Raw genomic sequence first — 18,933 nt, 5'->3', positions numbered from 1 at the left:
GAAAGTAAACGACAAGCCAAGCAAGGAGCCAGAATGAAAGCCTACCAGCGTCAATTTATCGAGTTCGCCCTGGAGAAACAGGTCCTCAAATTCGGTGAATTTACCCTGAAATCCGGTCGTAAAAGCCCCTACTTCTTCAACGCCGGCCTGTTCAACAGCGGCCGCGATCTGGCCCGTCTCGGCCGCTTCTACGCCGCCGCCCTGATGGATGCCGGCATTGAGTTCGACGTGCTGTTTGGCCCGGCCTACAAGGGGATCCCCATCGCCTCCGCCACCGCGGTGCAGCTGGTGGAGCAGCACGACGTGGACGTGCCCTGGTGCTTCAACCGCAAGGAGGCCAAGGATCACGGCGAGGGTGGCAATCTGGTGGGCAGCCCGCTCAAGGGGCGCATCATGCTGGTGGACGATGTCATCACTGCCGGCACCGCCATCCGCGAATCCATGGATCTGATCCAGGCCAACGGTGCCTCCCTGGCTGGCGTGCTGATCGCGCTGGATCGTCAGGAGAAGGGCAAGGGCGAGCTCTCCGCCATTCAGGAAGTGGAGCGTGACTACGGCGCTCACATCATCGCCATCATCCAGATGAGCGACTTGATCCAGTATCTGGAAGAGAAGCAGGCCGAACAGCCGGAGCTGGCGGCGCAACTGGCCGCCATGAAGGCTTACCGCGCCCAGTACGGTATCTGAGTCGCCGCGTATACCGCGCAATAGTTGAAGGCGGCGCCCGTTTGTTCTCTGGCAGCAAACGGGCGCCGTTTTTTCATCTGCAAAAAGTGGATCATGTGGCTTGAGCTTACCCTTACGGTAAAGGTTAGGGTTTGCCAGTCGGCGTTTTGTGGTGCCGACGGGTTCCGGGGAGGAACAACATGAGCACTCATCTTCAAGCACCCATTCATCTGCAGTTGCCGCTCAGCGGCATGAGCTGCGCCAACTGCGCCGGCCGCATCACGACCGCCCTCAACAAGCTCGACGGGGTATCGGCCACCGTCAACTTCGCGCTGGAGCAGGCGGCCATCGAGCTGGCCAGCTCTGACCGTTTGCCGGCGGTGCTGGAGAGCATCCAGGCGCAGGGTTATGACTACGGCAGTGAGACCATCCTGTTTCAAATCACCGGCATGACCTGTGCCGGTTGCTCGGCCCGCCTGAACAAGATGCTGGCGGCGCTGCCCGGCGTCATCTCCGCCGACGTCAACTTCTCCATCGAGCAGGCTCGTATCGTGCTGGTACCCGGGATGCAGACGCCCGCGTCCCTGCGCGAGCAGATCGAGGCCCTCGGCTTTGGCGCCCAACTGGCGCAGGGCTCGGCCAGCGGCCGCCGCCAGCAGTTGCTGGCGCGGGAAGCGCTGGAGGCCGCCAGCGCCCGTCAGGCGCAAACCCGGGTCATCGTCTCGGCGCTGCTGACCCTGCCGCTGCTGGTGGGGATGCTGGCCATGGCCGGTCTGCTGCCCTGGCATCTGCCCGCCTGGCTGGAGCTGGTGCTCGCCACCCCGGTGCAGTTCTGGATTGGGGCCCGCTTCTATCGCGGTGCCTGGCTCGCCATCAAGAATCGCTCCGCCAACATGGATGTGCTGGTGGCGACCGGTACCAGCGCGGCCTACTTCTACAGCCTCTATCTGCTGCTCAACCTGGGGATGGCCGCCAGTGGCCAGCTCTACTTCGAGGCGAGTGCCATCATCATTACCCTGATTTCCCTCGGAAAACTGCTGGAAGCGCGAGCCAGACGCAGCACCCAGTCCGTCATTCGCGAGTTGATGGCGCTGCGGCCGGAAACCGCCACCGTCTGGCGCGGCGAGCGCTGGCAGAGCGTCGCCATCGACGAGGTGCTGCGCGGCGACAGGCTGCGGGTGCTGGTGGGGGAACGGGTACCGGTGGATGGCAGAATCGTGAGCGGTGAGAGTGAGCTGGACGAGTCGATCCTCACCGGCGAGAGCCTGCCGGTGCCGCGCGGTGAGGGCGACAAGGTGCTGGGCGGTGCCATCAACCGCTCCGGCGTGCTGGAAATTGAAGCCACTACGGTGGGGGAGGATTCCAGCCTCAGCAAGATCATCGCCCTGGTGGAGAGTGCCCAGATGGGCAAGGCGCCGCTGCAACAGCTGGTGGACAAGGTCTCTGCCGTGTTCGTGCCAGTGGTGATGGCCATTGCCCTGTTCACCCTCCTGGTGTGGTTCGCCATCAGCAGCGACTTCGGTCAGGCGCTGCTGGCGGCGGTGGCCGTGCTGGTGATCGCCTGTCCCTGTGCGCTGGGGCTGGCGACGCCGGCGGCCATCGTCACCGGTACCGGGGTGGCGGCGCGCCACGGCATTCTGATAAAAGACGTGGATACCCTGCAGAAGGCCCACGCCATCAAGGCGCTTATCTTCGACAAGACAGGTACGCTCACTCAGGGCAGGCCCGTGCTGGCGAGCTGGAGCGGCACAGCCGAGCAGCTGCGTCTGGCCGCCGCCCTGCAGCAGGCGAGCGAACACCCGCTGGCGCTGGCCATGCGCGAGGCGGTCGGCAAAGAGGTGCTGCTACCCCAGCCGGAGGCGGTGGAGGTGCGGGTCGGTGCCGGTATTGTCGGTCAGGTCGCCGGTCATACGGTCGCCATCGGCAATGGCTCTTTGCTGGCCCAGCTCGGCATTGAGGTGCCCGCGCAGGATAAGCAGCCTGCCGACGGCGCGACCCGGGTCTGGGTGGCCATTGACGGCGTGGTAGCGGGCATTGCGGCGCTGGCCGATACCCTGCGCCCCGAGAGTCCGGATGCCATCGCCACCCTGCGCCAGCGCGGCATCGCCAGCTGGCTGGTGAGCGGTGATGCGCCGGCGCCGGTGGCCCATATCGCCGCCAAGCTGGGGCTGGACGGGGCCTTTGACTCCGTGCTGCCAGCCGGCAAGGTGGAAAAAGTCGAGGCGCTGCGGGCGCAAACCAGCGGGCTGGTCGCCATGGTGGGAGACGGGGTAAACGACGCCCCGGCGCTGGCGGCGGCGGATGTGGGTATCGCCATGGGCTCCGGCTCCGACGTGGCGATGGAGACCGCCTCCATCACTCTCATGCGATCCGACCCGCGGCTGGTGGCCGATGCCATCGACATCTCGGCGGCCACCTGGCGCACCATCCAGCAGAATCTGTTCTGGGCCTTCGTGTTCAACATCATCGGTATTCCGCTGGCGGCGCTGGGTTACCTCAGCCCCGAGCTGGCGGGGGCGGCCATGGCCTTGAGCAGTATCACCGTCTTGAGCAATTCCCTGTTATTGAAGCGCTGGCAGCCCCGGGCGGGCAGCCTGCGTGCATCTGAATCCCAAAGGAGTCATTCATGAACATCAGTAAGGTCGCCAAGGCCACCGGCCTGACCGCCAAGACCATCCGCTACTACGAGAGCATCGGCCTCATCTCGTCGCCGGTCCGCAGCGACAACGGGTATCGCAGTTATACGGATGCCTCCCTGCGGGAGCTGCGCTTCGTCAAGCGGGCGCGGGAGACCGGCTTCAATCTGGAGGAGTGTCAGGAGCTGCTGGCGCTCTATCGGGACGAGCACAGAACCAGTGCCCAGGTGAAGAAGCTGGCCCAGGAGAAAATCGTCGATCTGCGCTCCCGCATCGCCGGTTTGCAAGCCATGCTCAGCGCCCTCGAGGAGGTGGTGAGCTGCTGTCACGGAGATGCGAATCCCCAGTGCCCCATCCTCGACGAGCTGGAGAAAGGGTGAGGGAGGGCTGCGCCATTCGACCCTGCAGAAAAGGGTCTGTCGGGGCCTGTGCGAGAGAGGACGCGCTGAGTGGCAGCTTAATAGCGGTCGATTGATTGTTGAGCAGGAAAGGGGAGTGTTAAACTGTGCGGCTCTTGTACAGGGAGTACCCAGTTGACACAGAGTGTGAAATATCAGGTGCGGCGGGCCATCATGGTCCAGCTCTATACCCATGCCTCCTTCAGCCTGCCTTGCCTGGGGCTGCTGGCGATCAGCTGGAGCCTGCTGTTCCACGATTACCTGCCGGCCAGCGAGTCGCTGGGCTGGCTCGGTCTGGTCCTGCTGCTGTTGCTGGGGCGCTGGTGGCATCTGCGCTGGCGCCAGCCCAGGCTGGCGGAGCTTCCGCTGCCGGTGCTCGAGCGCGAGCTCTTTGTCGGGGTGACCATCACCTCCATCGTCTGGGCACTGGGCGTGCTGCTCTACATGGACAAGCTGCCCGACACCTATCGTGCCGCCATGATGATGCTCTCCAGCCTGATCCTGACCGGCAGCGCCATCATGCTGTTCGGCAGCCGTCGTACCCTCTATGGGGCCGTGCTGCCCCTCGGGTTTGCCATGTTGTTCGAGCTCAGTGGCGGCAACACCCAGGAGCGTATCGTCTCCTGCATGCTGGCGGGGTATCTGTTCGTCTTTCTGCCGACCCTGCTGCGGCGCCTGCGGCGGGATCAGGTGGCCTCTCTCTACCACAGTTTTTCCAATGCGGACCTGGTGGCCGAGCTGAAGGCGGTCTCCGAGCATCTCAAGCTCACGTCCCGCCTCGACGGTCTGACCGGCATCGCCAACCGGGCCCATCTCGACGACTCCCTGGCGCGCGCCTGGCGTCGCTGCCACCGTGCCAGGGCGCCTCTCTCTCTGGTGCTGGTGGATGTGGACTACTTCAAGCAGTTCAATGATCACTATGGTCATCAGGTGGGGGACCAGTGCCTGCAGCAGGTGGCGAGCCTGCTGGCCGAAGTGCTGCGGCGGGAAGACGATCTCGCTGCCCGTTACGGCGGAGAGGAGTTCGCCCTGCTGCTGCCCTGCACCACCTTGCAGGGGGCCATGCAGATCGCCGAGCAGGTGCGTACCTCGTTGCGAGCCCTCGGCATTCCCCACCACAAATCCCGGGTCTCGGGGCGGGTCAGTTGCAGCTTCGGGGTGGCGACCCTGGTGCCGGATCAGCATCACTCCATTGCCGAGCTTATCCAGAAAGCGGATGCGGCGCTCTATCAGGCCAAGCATAATGGCCGGGATCGTATCGAAGTAGCCTTGATGGGTAAGGTTGCCTGAGTTTCACAAGACAGATTAAAGAGGTCGTCTATGCAATGTCATCGTATCGAAGAGCTGCTGGAACTGCTGCAGCCTGCCTGGATCAAGGAGCAGGATCTCAGCCTGGTGCAGTTTGTTGCCAAACTGGCCGAGGAGGCGGGATTTGACGGTCCCCTGTCCGCACTGACCGACGACATGCTGATCTACCACCTCAAGATGCGGGAATCCGACAAGCAGGCGATGATCCCGGGGCTGGCCAAGGATCACGTGCCCGACTTCAAGGAGGCCCTGCTCAAGGCGCGCGGCATCAAGTAATCCGGCCGTCACATCGCCATCAGAGAAAGGTTTCAAGAGAATCTGTGAAAAGGCGCATAGTCAACTGGCTATGGGCCTTTTTTGTTGCCTGAAATTGCGACGGGACTCGAACTATAGATACATTTAACCCACACAATTAGCAGGTTGTTTAAGATATAATCGCTTTCATAACAATATGAGTGGAGCGATGTGTTGCAATGGCCGACAAGGACAAGATCGACATCAAGGATGTGACCGGTGACGTCACCGGGACCTTCAATCCCAACACCTTCAAGGCGGGAGATGACAGGTTCAACCCCGGCAACCGCATCTATGTCCGCTCCCAGACCGGCTACTGGCAGCGGGTGCGCAAGGCCATGGGCTGGTTTTTCGTCGCGCTCTTTGTCCTCCTGCCCTGGCTGCGTTATGACGGCCGTCAGGCGGTGCTGTTCGATCTGGAGCACCAGCAGTTCCATATCTTCGGTGCCACCATCTGGCCGCAGGATCTCACCCTGCTGGCCTGGGTCTTCATGATCGCGGCCTTCGCCCTCTTCTTCGTGACTACCTTCCTGGGCCGGGTCTGGTGCGGCTACCTCTGTCCCCAGACGGTGTGGACCTTCCTGTTCATCTGGTTCGAGGAGAAGCTGGAAGGGGCCGCCAACAAGCGTCGCAAGCTGGATGCGGCGCCCTGGAGCGGCGAGAAGCTGGCCCGGAAGGGCGCCAAGCACCTGGCCTGGATCCTGCTGTCGCTGGGCACGGGGCTGACCTTCGTCGCCTACTTCCAGGATGTCTTCCACCTGGTGCCCGATTTCTTCACCCTGCAGGCGGGAGGCTGGGTCATCTTCTGGGTGCTGTTCTTTGCCGCCTGCACCTATGGCAACGCCGGCTGGATGCGCGCCATCATGTGTATCCACATGTGCCCCTATGCCCGATTCCAGTCCGCCATGTTCGACAAGGACACCTACATCGTCGGCTATGACAGCCAGCGTGGCGAGACCCGCGGCGCCCGTGGTCGCAAGGCCGATCCCAAGGCTCTGGGGCTGGGGGACTGCATCGACTGCGACCTCTGCGTGCAGGTCTGCCCGACCGGCATCGACATCCGTGACGGCCTGCAGTACGAGTGCATCAACTGCGGCGCCTGTGTCGACGCCTGCGACCAGACCATGGAGCGGATGGGGTATCCGAAAGGGCTCATCAGTTACACCACCGAGCACAAGCTGGCCCACAGTGAAACCCAGGTGGCGCGGCCCAAGCTGATTGGCTATGGCCTGGTGATGGTCGTCATGCTGGGGGTCTTCGTCTATAACGCCATGTCCATCATGCCCATGGGGCTCGACATCCTGCGGGATCGCAACCAGCTGTTCCGGGAAAACAGTGAAGGGCTCATCGAGAACACCTATACCCTGAAGATCCTCAACAAGACCCTGAACTCCCAGACCTACCGGCTGGACGTGGAAGGGCTGCCGGAGTACCAGTGGTTCGGACCCCGCGAGGTGACCCTGAAGGCGGGCGAGATCTATACCCTGCCGGTGAGCCTGGCGGTGGATCCCTTCAACCTGAAGCGCCCCACTCTGGACGTACAGTTCGTGCTCAAGCGGGAAGGCGCGGCGCCGGATGACAGCAAGGGGACCTTGCGCCAACCGAGCAAGTTTATCAGCAGGTTGTGACGGCAAGGCGCACCGCCATGCACGGCAACGGCAGACAGTGGTGATAGAATGGGGCGCAACAGCGCCCCTTTTCTATGGTGGATGACATGCGTTTCAACTATTCCGACCTCAATCCCGATCTCATCATGGATGCCATCGATCTCAGCGGCTTGCGCATCGACTCCGGCCTTATCGAGCTCAACAGTTACGAGAACCGCGTCTATCAGTTCCAGGATGAGGATCGCCGTCGCTACGTGGTGAAGTTCTACCGCCCCGGTCGCTGGAGCCGGGCCCAGATCCTGGAAGAGCACGCGTTTGCTGTTCGCCTCTGTGAAACTGAGATCCCGGTCGCCGCTCCCATTGCCTTTGCCGGCGAGACCCTGCTGGAGCATCAGGGCTACCCGTTTGCCATCTGGCAGAGCGTCGGGGGGCGTCAGTTCGAGGTGGACAACCTGGACCAGCTGGAGTGGGTGGGGCGTTACCTCGGTCGCATTCACAGCGTCGGTGCCAGCCATGCCTTTCATCACCGGGTTCCGCTGGATGTGGAGAGCATGCTGCACGAGCCGCGTCAGTTGCTGGCGGCAGGCGAGTGGTTGCCGAGCGGGCTGGCCAAGTCCTTCTTCGGGGTGCTGGACGAGCTGATCCGGCACGTATGCGACGCCATGACCCTGGACGTGGCGCGCATCTCCCTGCATGGGGACTGCCACCCGGGCAACATCCTGTGGCGTGACGGCCCCCTGTTTGTCGACCTCGACGATTGCCGCACCGGCCCTGCCATCCAGGATCTCTGGATGATGCTGAACGGGGAGCGTCATGAGCAGCAGATCCAGCTCGATACCCTGCTGGCGGGGTATGAGGAGTTCATGGAGTTCGACCCGCGGGAGCTGGCGCTCATCGAGCCGCTGCGCGCCATGCGCATCGTCCACTACATGGCCTGGCTGGCAAGACGCTGGGAAGATCCCGCCTTCCCCCGCCACTTCTCCTGGTTCAACACCGAACACTACTGGCGCCAGCAGATTGCGACCCTGCATGATCAGCTCGAGGCATTGAAGGCCCCGCCGCTCAGCCTGATGCCGCAGTGGTAGGGGCGCGAACCCGGCAGATCGCCACGCCACGGGGCGTCCGTTGGTGGTGTCGCCCGCACCATTGCCACAGCGGCAAGGTGCCCGTGGGAGGCGGGATGGCGGTCCCGCCTGTCTGCCTTTGCCATTGACGGCACGAGGGTGAGGCAATAGGCTTGGACTGCTTCGGTTCGCCGGGCGTGCCTCACAGTGATCCCTTAACAGGAAACGTCATGAAAAAAGTACTATTTTTCCTCGCTGCCATGCTGATGATCCCCATGGTTCACGCCGCCCCGCAATTCAAGGAAGGTGTCAACTATGACGTGGTCAGCCAGACCGGCAGCGCCCAGCCGGAAGTGATGGAGTTCTTCTCCTATTTCTGCCCGCACTGCGCCAAGTTCGAGCCGATTGCCGAGGATCTGAAGAAGAGCCTGCCGGAAGGCGTGCCGATGAAGAAGAACCCGGTGGCCTTCCTGGGCCGTGAAATGGGCCCCGAGATGCAGCGTGCCTACGCCGTCGCCAATCTGCTGAACGTGGAAGGCAAGCTGACCCCGGCCATCTTCGACAAGATCCACACCCAGCGCCAGATCCCCCAGAGCCGCGCCGACGTGAAGCAGGTTTTCGTGGACAATGGCGTGCCGGCCGAGGAGTTCGACGGTGCCGTCGACAGCTTCGCCGTCTCCGGCATGGTCTCCCAGTTCGATCGCAACACCGAGAGCTACAATGTGCGCGGTGTGCCGGCCTTTCTGGTCAACGGCAAGTACATGGTGAAGATTGAATCCATCACTTCCCAGGAGCAGTTCAACCAGCTGGTGAAATTCCTGCTGGCCAAGAAGGACTGATCATTCCTGAGTCGATACAAAAGCCCGCCGGTGCAAACCGGCGGGCTTTTTGTTTGGCGTCTCGCGGGCCTGACTCAGACCCCGACGTGGAAGGCCTGTTTGAGGTTGCGAATGAAGTCCGCATCCCGGCAGAGGGTCTTGCCCGGGCTGTCGGAGATCTTGGCGACCGGGCCGCCGTTGCACTCCATCAGCTTGAACACGATGTTCATCGGGCTGACGCCGGGCAGATCGCAGGTGAGCTTGGTGCCGATGCCGAAGCTGGTGTTGATGCGGCCGCGGAAGTGGCGCAGCAGCTCGACGGCCTTGTCGAGGTTGAGCCCGTCGGAGAAGACCAGTGTCTTCTCGGCAGGGTCGATGCCGAGCCGCTGATAGTGGCTGATGGCTTTCTCGCCCCACACCACGGGATCGCCGGAGTCGTGGCGCAGCCCCTGGTAGCGGCTCGCCAGCTCGAAGTCGAAGTCACGCAGGAAAGCATCCATGGTGATGCAGTCGGTGAGCGCGATACCGAGGTGGTTGGTGAATTCGTCCAGCCAGCTGGTGAGGGCGGCGCGCTGGCTGAGCTCCAGCGGGAAGCCGAGCTGCTGGTGGGCCTGGAACCACTCGTGGGCCTGGGTGCCCACCGCGGGCAACCGGTACTTCTGGGCCAGCAGGTAGTTGCTGGTGCCGCGAAACGCCGGCAGCCGCTCCTTGAGGCGACCCACCACGGCGTCTTGTACCGCGAGGGAGAAGCGGCGACGGGTGCCGAAGTCGATGAGGTTGAACTCGCTCATCTCCTCCCGGCTCAGTTCCCGTTCCAGCTTGTCGATCTTCTGATCGAGCCGCTCCAGTGCCTGGCTGACACCGAACTGGGGATAACGGAAGCGGTTACGCATCTCGCTGATGATGGCGAGCACCGGGATCTCCCACAGGATCACGTCCTGCCAGGGGCCTTCGACCCGCACATTGATGCGGCCATTCTGCTCGAACACCTTGAGCAGGGAGGCGTCCAGCGGCTTGCGGCGCAGGTGGTCCAGGTAGTCGGGCGTGAAGAAGGGGCGTTCGGCCAGGAAGTCGAGTTCGGACCGGGTCAGGCGCAGGGAGCCGGCGAGGCGCAGTTGTTCCTCGATCTGGCCCATCATGGGCAGCAGGTCTTCTTCGTTGCGGCTGTGGAACTCGGCGACGACGTCGGCATCCGGATAGCGATGGAACACCGCCTGCTGCATGTGCAGCTTGTAGGCATCGGTGTCGAGCAGGCTGTGGAGGATGGGAGGCATATCAGGCTCCTGTGATGAGTGCTGCGCGGGCAACGCACTCTGGCTGCATCTGTGACGGGTGGGCGCCGGTGTCGGGTGGGCAGTGGAAAATGGAAGGCATGTCAGGCATCCAGCAGGCGTTGAATGTCGGCCAGGGTCTGGGCCAGCTCGGCGCCGGCCTCGATCATCCGGGTGCGGGCCTGGTCGATTGTCTCGGGGGCGATGCCGCGGCAGGCGTCGAGGTGGACGATGACCCGGAAACCGGCGCGACGCAGTTGCAGCACGCTGGTCTTGACGCAGTAGTCGGTGGCGAGACCGCCGACCAGCACGGTAGTGACGCCGCGGGCTTGCAGAAACTCGATGAGCCCGGTGCTGCGCCGCTCCGCCAGGTCGTGATAGCAGGCGCCATAGGGATGCAGGTCCGGCTCGACCCCCTTCCAGACGAAGAAGTCGTAGTCGATGGGGGCGGGCAGGCCGTCGAGCAGCTCGAACCCAGGTGTGCCGGGCACGCAGTGGGCCGGCCAGGTGAGATCGGCATTCGCCAGTGCAAGGGGTTGCAACATGGCGCCGGGTTCGGTCACCACCCAGGGGGCGTTCGCGGGGTGGGCATCCTTGCTGCCGGCTCGCAGGGTGGCGAGGGCAGCCTGGGCATTGAGCGCCGCTACTATGGTATCCCCGCCAGCGACGGGCAGCTCGTTCGGGCAGAGGGGGGTGAATCCCTTCTGCGCATCAATATCCAGGCTGGCGATGATTCCCATGGATGGCTCCTTCACATAATATTCTTGTGATATTATCTACCAAACATTATTAGAAGGCGAGCAGGTCGACCAGGATGCCGAGAATGAGTCTGGATATGGTGGTGCTGCGGTTGCGCGAGGAGCGGCTCGAGCTGCTTCTCGAGACCCGGGATCGCCCCCCCTTTGCCCACTGCTGGCAGTTGCCGGCCCTGCGCATCGACGAGGCCCGGGATCGGGATCTGGACGCGGCTCGCCATCGCCTGTTGGCAGAGTGGGGGCTGGAGCACTGCTACAGCGAGCAGGTCTGTACCCTCGGCAACCTGGAGCGGGATCCCCGCGGCTGGTCCACCACCCTCGTCTATCTCTGTCTGGCGGATCCCGATGGGGGGGCGGTGCGCGGTCGCTGGCATCCTCTGGACGATCTGCCCGGCCTGAAACTCGCCTTCGATCACGGCAAGCTGGTCGCCATGGGGCTGGAGCGGCTGCGCATCAAGAGCCGTTACAGCACCCTGCCGCTGCATCTGCTGGGGGCAGAATTCACCCTCTCCGAGGTGCAACGGGCGTTCGAGATCGTCCTGCAGACCCCCATGAACACGGCCGCCTTTCGCAAGCGGCTCCACCGTGCCGACATCCTGGTGGACACAGGGCGCAAGCGCACCGGCAAGCAACGTCCCGCCATCCTCTATCGGCTGGAGACCCCCTGCTGCGTCATGTTCGATCAGGTCATGCACGGTGCGGAAGCATAAGCTGATGTCTGCGAAAGCCGGATTGTTGCCCCATAGCGGGTCTGGTGCACTGGCACCTCACACAGGAAGTGAAAACATGGGAGAGACGGGAATGCACAAGGTGCTGGTGAGTGCCTGTCTGCTGGGGCAGCCAGTGCGTTACGACGGCCAGAGCAAGGGGATTGTCAGCGACTGGCTGCAGGCGCTGGGAGCCGAGGGGCGGGTACTGGCCTTCTGCCCCGAGGTGGCGGGTGGCCTGCCGACGCCACGCCCCCCTGCCGAGCGCCAGGGGGAGCGGGTGGTTACCGAAAGCGGGCTGGATGTGACGGAGGAGTTCGATCGGGGCGCTGCCCTTGCGCTGGCCCTCTGTCAGCAGCAGGACATTCGCTTCGCCCTTCTGAAGGAGGGGAGCCCCTCCTGCGGCAGCGGCCGCATCTATAATGGCCGCTTCGAAGGGGTTTCACTGGCGGGAGAGGGCAAGACCACGGCTTTGCTGCGCCGCCATGGCATCGCGGTGTTCAGCGAGGATCAGCTGCCCGAGCTGGCCTCGGCGCTCGCCTTGGCTGCCTGCGGATCGGTCTGAGCCGCCGCATCGGCCGCCTGCCACTGCGCCAGCACCTCGTCTTTTTCCTTCCAGCGTGCATTCAGCCACTCCTGGAAACCGCGTTTGAACTGCTTGTCGTTGAAGTAGTCCCCCACCAGTTGCTCGTCCACCGGCAGCTCCTCGATCCGCACCCGGATGCGCTTCATCTTCCCCATCAGGAAATCCTTGAAGGGGGTGTCGGGGTTGTCCGGGTAGCTGATGGTGACGTTGATCAGGCTGTCGAACTGATCCCCCATGGCTGCCAGGGTGAAGGCGAGTCCTGCCGCCTTGGGGGGCATGAGATGGCGATAGCGGGAGCGGGCGGCCTCGCGCTTCTGATCGGTGAAGCGGGTCCCCTCCACGAAGTTGATGACGGTGGTGGGTATGTGGCGAAACTTCTCGCAGGCGTTGCGGGTGGTCTCGATATCCTTGCCCCGCAGATGCGGATTTCTTAACAGAAACTCTCTCGAATAGCGGCGCATAAAGGGCATGTCCAGCCCCCAGCAGGCGAGCCCCAGCAGCGGGATGTAAATGAGCTCGTGCTTCATGAAGAACTTGGGCACCGGCAGCCGATTGCGAAACAGGTGGCCGAGCACCACGATATCGGTCCAGCTCATGTGGTTGCTGATGATGAGATACCAGCCATCCTTGCGCAGCCGGGTATTGTCCTCAATCTGCCAGTCGATGCGGGTAGTGAGGCGGATCACCAGGGCGTTGCAACCGAGCCACAGGCCCATGAAGCGATTGTTGAGCCGGCTGCAGGCGCGACCAAAGGCCGGCACGGGCAGCAGCAGTTTGGCCAGAGAAACCAGCAGGATCAGGCTGGCACACAGGGCGGTAAACAGTATGGTCAGGCCGGCGCTGATGAACAGCACCAGGGGGCCCGGGAGCAGGTTTGGCATGAGTGTCTTACTGCGTCTTGTCCGCCAGCAGCTTATCCAGGGTCTGGTCCTTCTCGTGCCAGATCCCGTTCAACCACTGTTGAAACTCTTGTTGGAACTCGGGGTCATTGAAGTAATCCCCCACCAGATTGCGTTCGATCGGCAGAAAGCGGACCCGAACCTTGATCTCCTTGACCCGACCACACATGAAGTCCCAGTAGCTGGGGACGCCGCCGGGATAGGCGATGGTCACATCCACCAGCTTGTGCAGTTGATCCCCCATGGCCGCCAGGGTGAAGGCGATGCCCCCTGCTCTCGGGTACAGCAGATGACGATAGGGTGCCTCTTGCCTGTCGTGCTTGCCGACGGTGAAGCGGGTCCCTTCCACGAAGTTCATCACACTCACCGGCATATGGCGGAAACGGGCACACGCCTTGCGCGTGGTTTCTATGTCTTTTCCCCTCAGATGCGGGTGCTTTTCCAGAAATTTTCGGGAATAACGCCGCATGAATGGGAAATCCAGCGCCCACCAGGCCAGACCGAGAAAAGGTACCCAAATCAGTTCTTTCTTGAGGAAAAACTTCAGGAAGGGGATTTTTTGATTAAAAATCCGCTGCAATACCAGTATGTCGACCCAGGATTGGTGGTTGGCAATCACCATATACCACTCATTCCGGCGCCCTTTGTCCACTCCGACCACATCGAAAGGGGTGTTGATGATGGTTTTCTGGATCAGATTGTTAAAACCTATCCAATGGGTGGCGCAGCCGTCCAGGAGTGTGTTGCAGAGACGTCGCGCCCCCTTGAAGGGCAGCAGCAGCTTGATGAGGCCAAGCAGCAGGACGGGGACAAACCAGAACAGGGTGTTGATGAAATAGAGCAGGGTCGAGAGGCTGCCGCGCAGTCGCTCTATCAGCTTGTTGGGCATGGTGGAATCCGTCTTCGTATCGGTGGATGGCAACCAAGTGGTCAGATCTGTTGCCATAATATCAGCCGGCCCACGACTAGACCATGGTGGCGCCCTTTCCGGGTCGGGTGGTGGCTGCTGTCGTTCCCCCGCTCACTGGCCCCCGCGCAGCCGCGACAACAGCCTGTCCATGGCACGATAGCCCAGGGCTTCGATCAGATGCGCTCTCTCGATGGTGGCGTGCCCCGCCAGATCGGCGATGGTGCGCGATACCCGCAGGATGCGGTGCCAGGCCCGGATGCTGAGCCCCAGCTTCTGGATGGCACCTTCCAGAAACTCGGCATCCTGTGGCGATAATCTGCAAACATCTTCGATTTCACGACTATCCAGCAGGTTGTTGAGTTTTCCGCTGCGACTCAGCATGCGCTCTCGCGCCCCCAGCACCCGTTCGCGTATCTGCTGGCTCGATTCCCCCCGCTCCGCCTTGCCGGTCAGGCTCCCCCTGGGCAAGAGCGGGACCTCTACCGTCAGATCGAACCGATCGAGAAAGGGGCCGGAGAGCTTGCCCAGATAGCGCAGGATCTGATCCGGGCTGGAGCGGGTCTGGCCGTCGCCATAATGGCCGCAGGGGCTGGGATTCATGGCACCCACCAGCTGGAAGCGGGCGGGAAAATCCACCTGGCGGGCGGCACGACTGATGGTAATGTGCCCGGTTTCCAGCGGCTCGCGAAGGGAGTCGAGCACCTTGCGCTCGAACTCCGGCAGTTCATCCAGAAACAGTACCCCGTTGTGGGCGAGGGAAATTTCGCCAGGCCTGGGATGGGTACCCCCGCCCACCAGCGCCACCGCCGAGGCGCTGTGATGGGGCGTGCGATACGGCCTGTGGTGCCAGTGGCCGGCGCGGGGGGTGAGGCCGCCGATGGAGTGGATGGCTGCGGTCTGCTGCGCCTCCTGTTCGCTCAGCGGTGGCAGAATGCCGGGCAGACGGCTGGCCAACATGCTCTTGCCGGTGCCGGGGGGGCCGATGAACAGCAGGTTGTGGCTGCCAGCTGCGGCGATCTCCAGCGCCCGCTTCGCCTGGGACTGACCGATCACATCCTGCAGATCCGGCACGTCGGGCAGGGTCTCCGCGCTCTGGGGTTCCGGCAGCGGCAGTTCGTACTGGCCCGCCAGCCAGGCGGTGACCGCCAGCAGCTGGTGGGCGGTGCGCACCTCGGCATCCTGTATGAGGGAAGCCTCCGGACCGTTCTCCCGTGGGACCAGCAGGGTGCGCCCTGCGTCGCGGCAGGCGAGCACCGAGGGGAGCACCCCAAGCACGGGGCGGATCTCGCCCGTCAGGGCCAATTCCCCTAAAAATTCGTGATCGAGCAGGTATTTTGCGGGTATCTGCTTGGATGCGGCGAGAATGCCGATGGCGATGGCCAGGTCGAAGCGGCCCCCCTCTTTGGGCAGATCCGCAGGGGCCAGGTTGACCGTGATGTGCTTGGCCGGAAATTCGAAATTGCCGTTGAGCAGGGCGCTGCGCACCCGATCCCGCGACTCTTTCACCGAGGTTTCCGGCAACCCCACCATGTTGAAGGCGGGCAGGCCGTTGGAGAGGTGCACCTCCACCGTGACTTGCGGCGCCGCAATCCCCAGGCTGGCACGGCTATAAACAACAGCTAATGACATAAATACCGTCCTTGGTTTGATGTATATGCTGGTTAACCGTTTTTTATTAGTTTTTTGTTCCAGTCGTCAGGTTTCAGAGCAGTTAAAATCAGAGTCTTGTCAGGTAAAAAGTGCTTGCCCAATAAAAATCACCGTGCTAGTTCTAATAGCCATTCGCGGCAAGCTCCGCTCCCATTTCACAGGATTTCCGGTTGTAACTATGAACATGGCCTCCCGTTTCGTCAGCATTATTGTGGTCCTAGTGGTGATTATTATCTCACCGCTCGGGGCTCGTTTGGCTGCACGGAACAAGGGATAGACCCACCACCGGACAGAACGAAACAAGCGACCCCCGAGCCTCACGGCCCGGGGGTTTTTTTTCGACCAAAGGACAGGATTTTCCACATGAACGGCGCGCAGTTTTTGGTACAGGCTCTCAAGAAACAGGGTGTGACCCAGGTGTTTGGTTACCCGGGCGGGGCCATCATGCCGGTCTACGACGCCCTGTATGACGGTGGCCTGGCCCATCAGCTCTGCCGCCACGAGCAGGGGGCCGCCATGGCCGCGGTGGGTTATGCCCGCGCTTCCGGTCAGGTGGGGGTCTGCATCGCCACCTCTGGCCCCGGCGCCACCAACCTGGTCACCGGCCTCGCGGAGGCACTGCTCGATTCGGTACCGCTGGTGGCCATCAGCGGCCAGGTGCCCTGCGCCGCCGTCGGTACCGATGCCTTTCAGGAAGTGGACGTGCTCGGCATGTCCCTTTCCTGCACCAAGCACTCCTTCATGGTGACGGACCCGGCGGATCTGGGACGGGTCATTGCCGAAGCCTTCGCCATCGCCACCGAAGGGCGTCCGGGCCCCGTGCTCATCGACCTGCCCAAGGATGTGCAACTGGCCGCCGTTCCCTCTCAAAGCCCGCTGTTTGCAGTGGAGGAACCCGACCCCCTGAATCCGGCCGAACTGACGGTCGCCCGCACGCTGCTGGCCGCTGCCGAGCGTCCGGTACTCTACGTTGGCGGCGGGGCGGGCATGGCCAATGCCGAGCAGCAGCTGCGCGACTTTGCCGCCACCACGGGGATGCCGGCGGTCACCACCCTCAAGGGGATAGGTGCCCTCGACCCCGACAGCCCCGTTTATCTGGGCATGCTCGGCATGCACGGTACCAAGGCCGCCAACCTGGCGGTGCAGCAGTGCGATCTGCTGGTGGTGGTAGGCGCCCGTTTCGATGATCGGGTGACCGGCAAGCTGGAAGAGTTTGCCCCCGAGGCGAAGGTGATCCACCTGGATGTGGACGCCGCCGAGTTCGGCAAGCGCCGCGCCGCCGATGTGGGCATCACCACGGATCTCAAGCGTGTGCTGCCCGCCCTGGCGATGACGCTGACCCTCGACCCCTGGCGCGAGCACTGCGCCACCATGGCTCGGGAATACGCCTTCCGCTACGACCATCCGGGTCAGGCCATCTACGCCCCGGCCCTGCTCAAAGAGCTTTCAAGCCAGCTGCCTGACACCAGCGTGGTGGCCTGCGACGTGGGTCAGCACCAGATGTGGGTGGCCCAGCACATGCGTTTCACCAGCCCGCGCAACCACCTGTCCAGTGCCGGTCTCGGCACCATGGGCTTCGGCCTGCCCGCCGCCATCGGCGCCAAGATGTCGCGCCCCGATGACGAGGTGGTGCTGGTGAGCGGTGACGGCTCCTTCATGATGAACGTGCAGGAGCTCGGCACCATCCGCCGGGCCCGGCTCAAGGTGAAGATGGTGCTGCTGGACAACCAGCGCCTCGGCATGGTGCGCCAATGGCAGGAGCTGTTCTTCGACGGTCGCTACAGCGAGACCAATCTGTCCGACAACCCCGATTTCGTCGCCCTGGCTGCCGCCTTCGGCATTCCCGGCGAGACCATCACATGCAAGGAAGAGATAGGTCCGGCACTGGATCGCCTGCTGGCGAGCGAGAGTGCCTATCTGCTGCATGTGGCTATTTCAGAGGAAGAAAATGTCTGGCCCCTGGTTCCGCCAGGAGTCGCCAACCACAAGATGATGGAGCAACGCCCATGAACCAGCTCAATACCAGCACCCTGGAAATCCATGCCCAACCCAGACCCGAAGTGATGGAACGGGTGCTGCGGGTGGTCCGTCACCGCGGTTTCAATCTCTGCGCCCTCAACATGGAGCAGGATTGCCAACAGCTGCGGATCACGGTTACTGTCGAATCGGTACGTCCCATCCAGCAGTTGTGGAGCCAGCTGGTGAAGCTGGTGGATGTCTCCCGGGTCGATGCACTGGAACAGCAACCCCGGATCAGAGCTTAAGGAGCCAAGCCAATGTCACAGCCTTCCCAATCCGCCGCCCACCCCCAATACATCTGGTTCAACGGCAAGCTGGTCCCCTGGCAGGATGCCCAGGTGCATGTCATGAGCCATGCCCTGCACTACGGCTCCTCGGTGTTCGAGGGGGTGCGGGCCTATGACACTCCCAAGGGGACCTGCATCTTCCGCCTGCAGGAGCACACCCGCCGCTTGTTCGACTCCGCCAAGATCTACTGGATGGACGTCCCCTACAGCGAGACCGAAGTGAATGAAGCCTGCCGCACCGTGGTGCGCGAGAACGGCCTGAAGAGCGGCTACCTGCGCCCGCTGGCCTTTGTCGGCAACGTGGGGCTGGGGCTGCATCCGCCGCTGGATGCCAAGGCCGACCTCATGGTCGCGGCCCTGCCCTGGGGCGCCTACCTCGGAGAAGAGGGGCTGAAAAACGGGGTGGATGTGTGCGTCACCTCCTGGAACCGGCTCGCTCCCAACACCATCCCGACCGGTGCCAAGGCGGGGGGCAACTATCTCTCTTCCCAGCTCATCAGCCGCGAGGCCAAGCGCAACGGCTTCGCCGAGGGGCTGGCGCTGGATGTGAACGGCTATCTGAGCGAAGGGGCGGGGGAGAACCTGTTTCTGGTGAAGAACGGCGTGCTGTTCACCCCGCCCGCCACCGCCGCCATCCTGCCCGGCATCACCCGCGACACCATCATGACGCTGGCGCGCGACTTGGGTTACGAGGTACGCGAGCAGGCGCTGCCCCGTGAAGCGCTGTACGTCGCAGACGAAATCTTCATGACCGGCACGGCGGCCGAGGTGACCCCGGTGCGCTCGGTGGATCGGATGAAGGTGGGCGCCGGTTGCCGTGGCCCGGTGACCGAGCAGTTGCAGAACGCCTTCTTCGGCCTGTTCAACGGCAAGACCGAAGACAAGTGGGGCTGGCTGACGCCGGTCAACGACTGATGAGAGCGGGGAGGCGTCACGCCTCCCCGAGTCGCTTCCGGTGAAGGCTCCCCGAGGTGCCTTCACCAGGATCGATTCCCGATCCGCGAATCACACATTCATGTTGAAAGACAATGCGCCCCAGGGGCATTCAGGGAGTAGAG

Annotated in this window: 18 protein-coding genes; 13 read left to right on the top strand and 5 right to left on the bottom strand. The window is 63.0% G+C overall.

Annotated features, from left to right (window positions below):
* The first annotated feature begins 33 nt into the window (after positions 1-33).
* From pyrE to I6L32_RS06360, 8 genes are all read left to right on the top strand, one after another.
* The gene (gene pyrE / locus I6L32_RS06395; protein ID WP_010676102.1) at positions 34-687 is read left to right on the top strand and encodes an orotate phosphoribosyltransferase; all 654 of its coding nucleotides are present in this window, start codon (positions 34-36) and stop codon (positions 685-687) included.
* Positions 688-866: 179 nt separating this feature from the next.
* Entirely contained in the window at positions 867-3,296 is a 2,430-nt protein-coding gene (locus I6L32_RS06390) for a heavy metal translocating P-type ATPase (protein ID WP_216944834.1), read from the top strand.
* The gene (gene cueR, locus I6L32_RS06385) at positions 3,293-3,682 is read left to right on the top strand and encodes a Cu(I)-responsive transcriptional regulator (protein ID WP_010676100.1); all 390 of its coding nucleotides are present in this window, start codon (positions 3,293-3,295) and stop codon (positions 3,680-3,682) included. Before I6L32_RS06390 ends, cueR begins: the two co-directional genes overlap by 4 nt.
* Before the next feature lie 153 nt (positions 3,683-3,835).
* On the top strand, positions 3,836-4,990 hold the full coding sequence (locus tag I6L32_RS06380) for a diguanylate cyclase (protein WP_039039690.1): 1,155 nt from the start codon (positions 3,836-3,838) through the stop codon (positions 4,988-4,990).
* Between the two features lie 30 nt (positions 4,991-5,020).
* Positions 5,021-5,284 (top strand): YihD family protein, encoded by a 264-nt coding sequence (locus I6L32_RS06375; protein WP_010676098.1) that lies wholly within the window; start codon positions 5,021-5,023, stop codon positions 5,282-5,284.
* 197 nt (positions 5,285-5,481) lie between these two features.
* Positions 5,482-6,930 (top strand): cytochrome c oxidase accessory protein CcoG, encoded by a 1,449-nt coding sequence (ccoG, locus tag I6L32_RS06370; RefSeq protein WP_010676097.1) that lies wholly within the window; start codon positions 5,482-5,484, stop codon positions 6,928-6,930.
* Between the two features lie 74 nt (positions 6,931-7,004).
* Complete coding sequence (locus I6L32_RS06365) at positions 7,005-7,994, top strand: serine/threonine protein kinase (RefSeq protein WP_216944833.1); 990 nt, start codon at positions 7,005-7,007, stop codon at positions 7,992-7,994.
* A gap of 209 nt (positions 7,995-8,203) precedes the next feature.
* Positions 8,204-8,812 carry a thiol:disulfide interchange protein DsbA/DsbL gene (locus I6L32_RS06360; RefSeq protein WP_010676095.1) on the top strand — a complete coding sequence of 203 codons (609 nt, stop codon included), beginning with the start codon at positions 8,204-8,206 and terminating at the stop codon, positions 8,810-8,812.
* A 74-nt stretch (positions 8,813-8,886) separates the two neighbouring features.
* On the opposite strand, the gene pncB is transcribed toward I6L32_RS06360, so the two are convergent.
* Positions 8,887-10,065 carry a nicotinate phosphoribosyltransferase gene (gene pncB, locus I6L32_RS06355; RefSeq protein WP_049636083.1) on the bottom strand — a complete coding sequence of 393 codons (1,179 nt, stop codon included), beginning with the start codon at positions 10,063-10,065 and terminating at the stop codon, positions 8,887-8,889.
* Positions 10,066-10,166: 101 nt separating this feature from the next.
* Positions 10,167-10,802 (bottom strand): nicotinamidase, encoded by a 636-nt coding sequence (locus I6L32_RS06350; protein WP_041214225.1) that lies wholly within the window; start codon positions 10,800-10,802, stop codon positions 10,167-10,169.
* A 74-nt stretch (positions 10,803-10,876) separates the two neighbouring features.
* On the opposite strand from I6L32_RS06350, the gene I6L32_RS06345 reads away from it, so the two are divergent.
* Both I6L32_RS06345 and I6L32_RS06340 read left to right on the top strand, forming a co-directional pair.
* Positions 10,877-11,527, top strand: a complete 651-nt coding sequence (locus I6L32_RS06345; RefSeq protein ID WP_216944832.1) for a DNA mismatch repair protein MutT — start codon at positions 10,877-10,879, stop codon at positions 11,525-11,527.
* Between the two features lie 76 nt (positions 11,528-11,603).
* On the top strand, positions 11,604-12,089 hold the full coding sequence (locus I6L32_RS06340) for a DUF523 domain-containing protein (RefSeq protein ID WP_049636081.1): 486 nt from the start codon (positions 11,604-11,606) through the stop codon (positions 12,087-12,089).
* On the opposite strand, the gene I6L32_RS06335 is transcribed toward I6L32_RS06340, so the two are convergent.
* From I6L32_RS06335 to I6L32_RS06325, 3 genes are all read right to left on the bottom strand, one after another.
* Positions 12,035-12,991, bottom strand: coding sequence for an acyltransferase (locus tag I6L32_RS06335; protein WP_039039684.1), 957 nt, complete (start codon positions 12,989-12,991; stop codon positions 12,035-12,037). The genes I6L32_RS06340 and I6L32_RS06335 overlap by 55 nt on opposite strands.
* 7 nt (positions 12,992-12,998) lie before the next feature.
* The gene (locus I6L32_RS06330; RefSeq protein ID WP_216944831.1) at positions 12,999-13,898 is read right to left on the bottom strand and encodes an acyltransferase; all 900 of its coding nucleotides are present in this window, start codon (positions 13,896-13,898) and stop codon (positions 12,999-13,001) included.
* A gap of 132 nt (positions 13,899-14,030) precedes the next feature.
* Entirely contained in the window at positions 14,031-15,548 is a 1,518-nt protein-coding gene (locus I6L32_RS06325) for a YifB family Mg chelatase-like AAA ATPase (protein ID WP_052815775.1), read from the bottom strand.
* Positions 15,549-15,932: 384 nt separating this feature from the next.
* Here I6L32_RS06325 and ilvG point away from each other — a divergent pair, with 384 nt between their 5' ends.
* Genes ilvG through I6L32_RS06310 form a run of 3 tightly spaced genes read left to right on the top strand, consistent with a single transcriptional unit; the run spans position 15,933 to position 18,790 of the window.
* Positions 15,933-17,579, top strand: a complete 1,647-nt coding sequence (ilvG, locus tag I6L32_RS06320) for an acetolactate synthase 2 catalytic subunit (RefSeq protein ID WP_216944830.1) — start codon at positions 15,933-15,935, stop codon at positions 17,577-17,579.
* Positions 17,576-17,833 (top strand): acetolactate synthase 2 small subunit, encoded by a 258-nt coding sequence (ilvM, locus tag I6L32_RS06315; RefSeq protein ID WP_010676086.1) that lies wholly within the window; start codon positions 17,576-17,578, stop codon positions 17,831-17,833. The genes ilvG and ilvM overlap by 4 nt, the downstream gene beginning before the upstream one ends.
* Positions 17,834-17,845: 12 nt before the next feature.
* Complete coding sequence (locus I6L32_RS06310) at positions 17,846-18,790, top strand: branched-chain amino acid transaminase (protein WP_052815778.1); 945 nt, start codon at positions 17,846-17,848, stop codon at positions 18,788-18,790.
* Positions 18,791-18,933: the final 143 nt, after the last annotated feature.

The organism is Aeromonas sp. FDAARGOS 1402 (assembly GCF_019046925.1).
Taxonomy (GTDB): domain Bacteria; phylum Pseudomonadota; class Gammaproteobacteria; order Enterobacterales; family Aeromonadaceae; genus Aeromonas; species Aeromonas caviae.
This window is presented reverse-complemented; position numbering and strand designations above follow the sequence as displayed.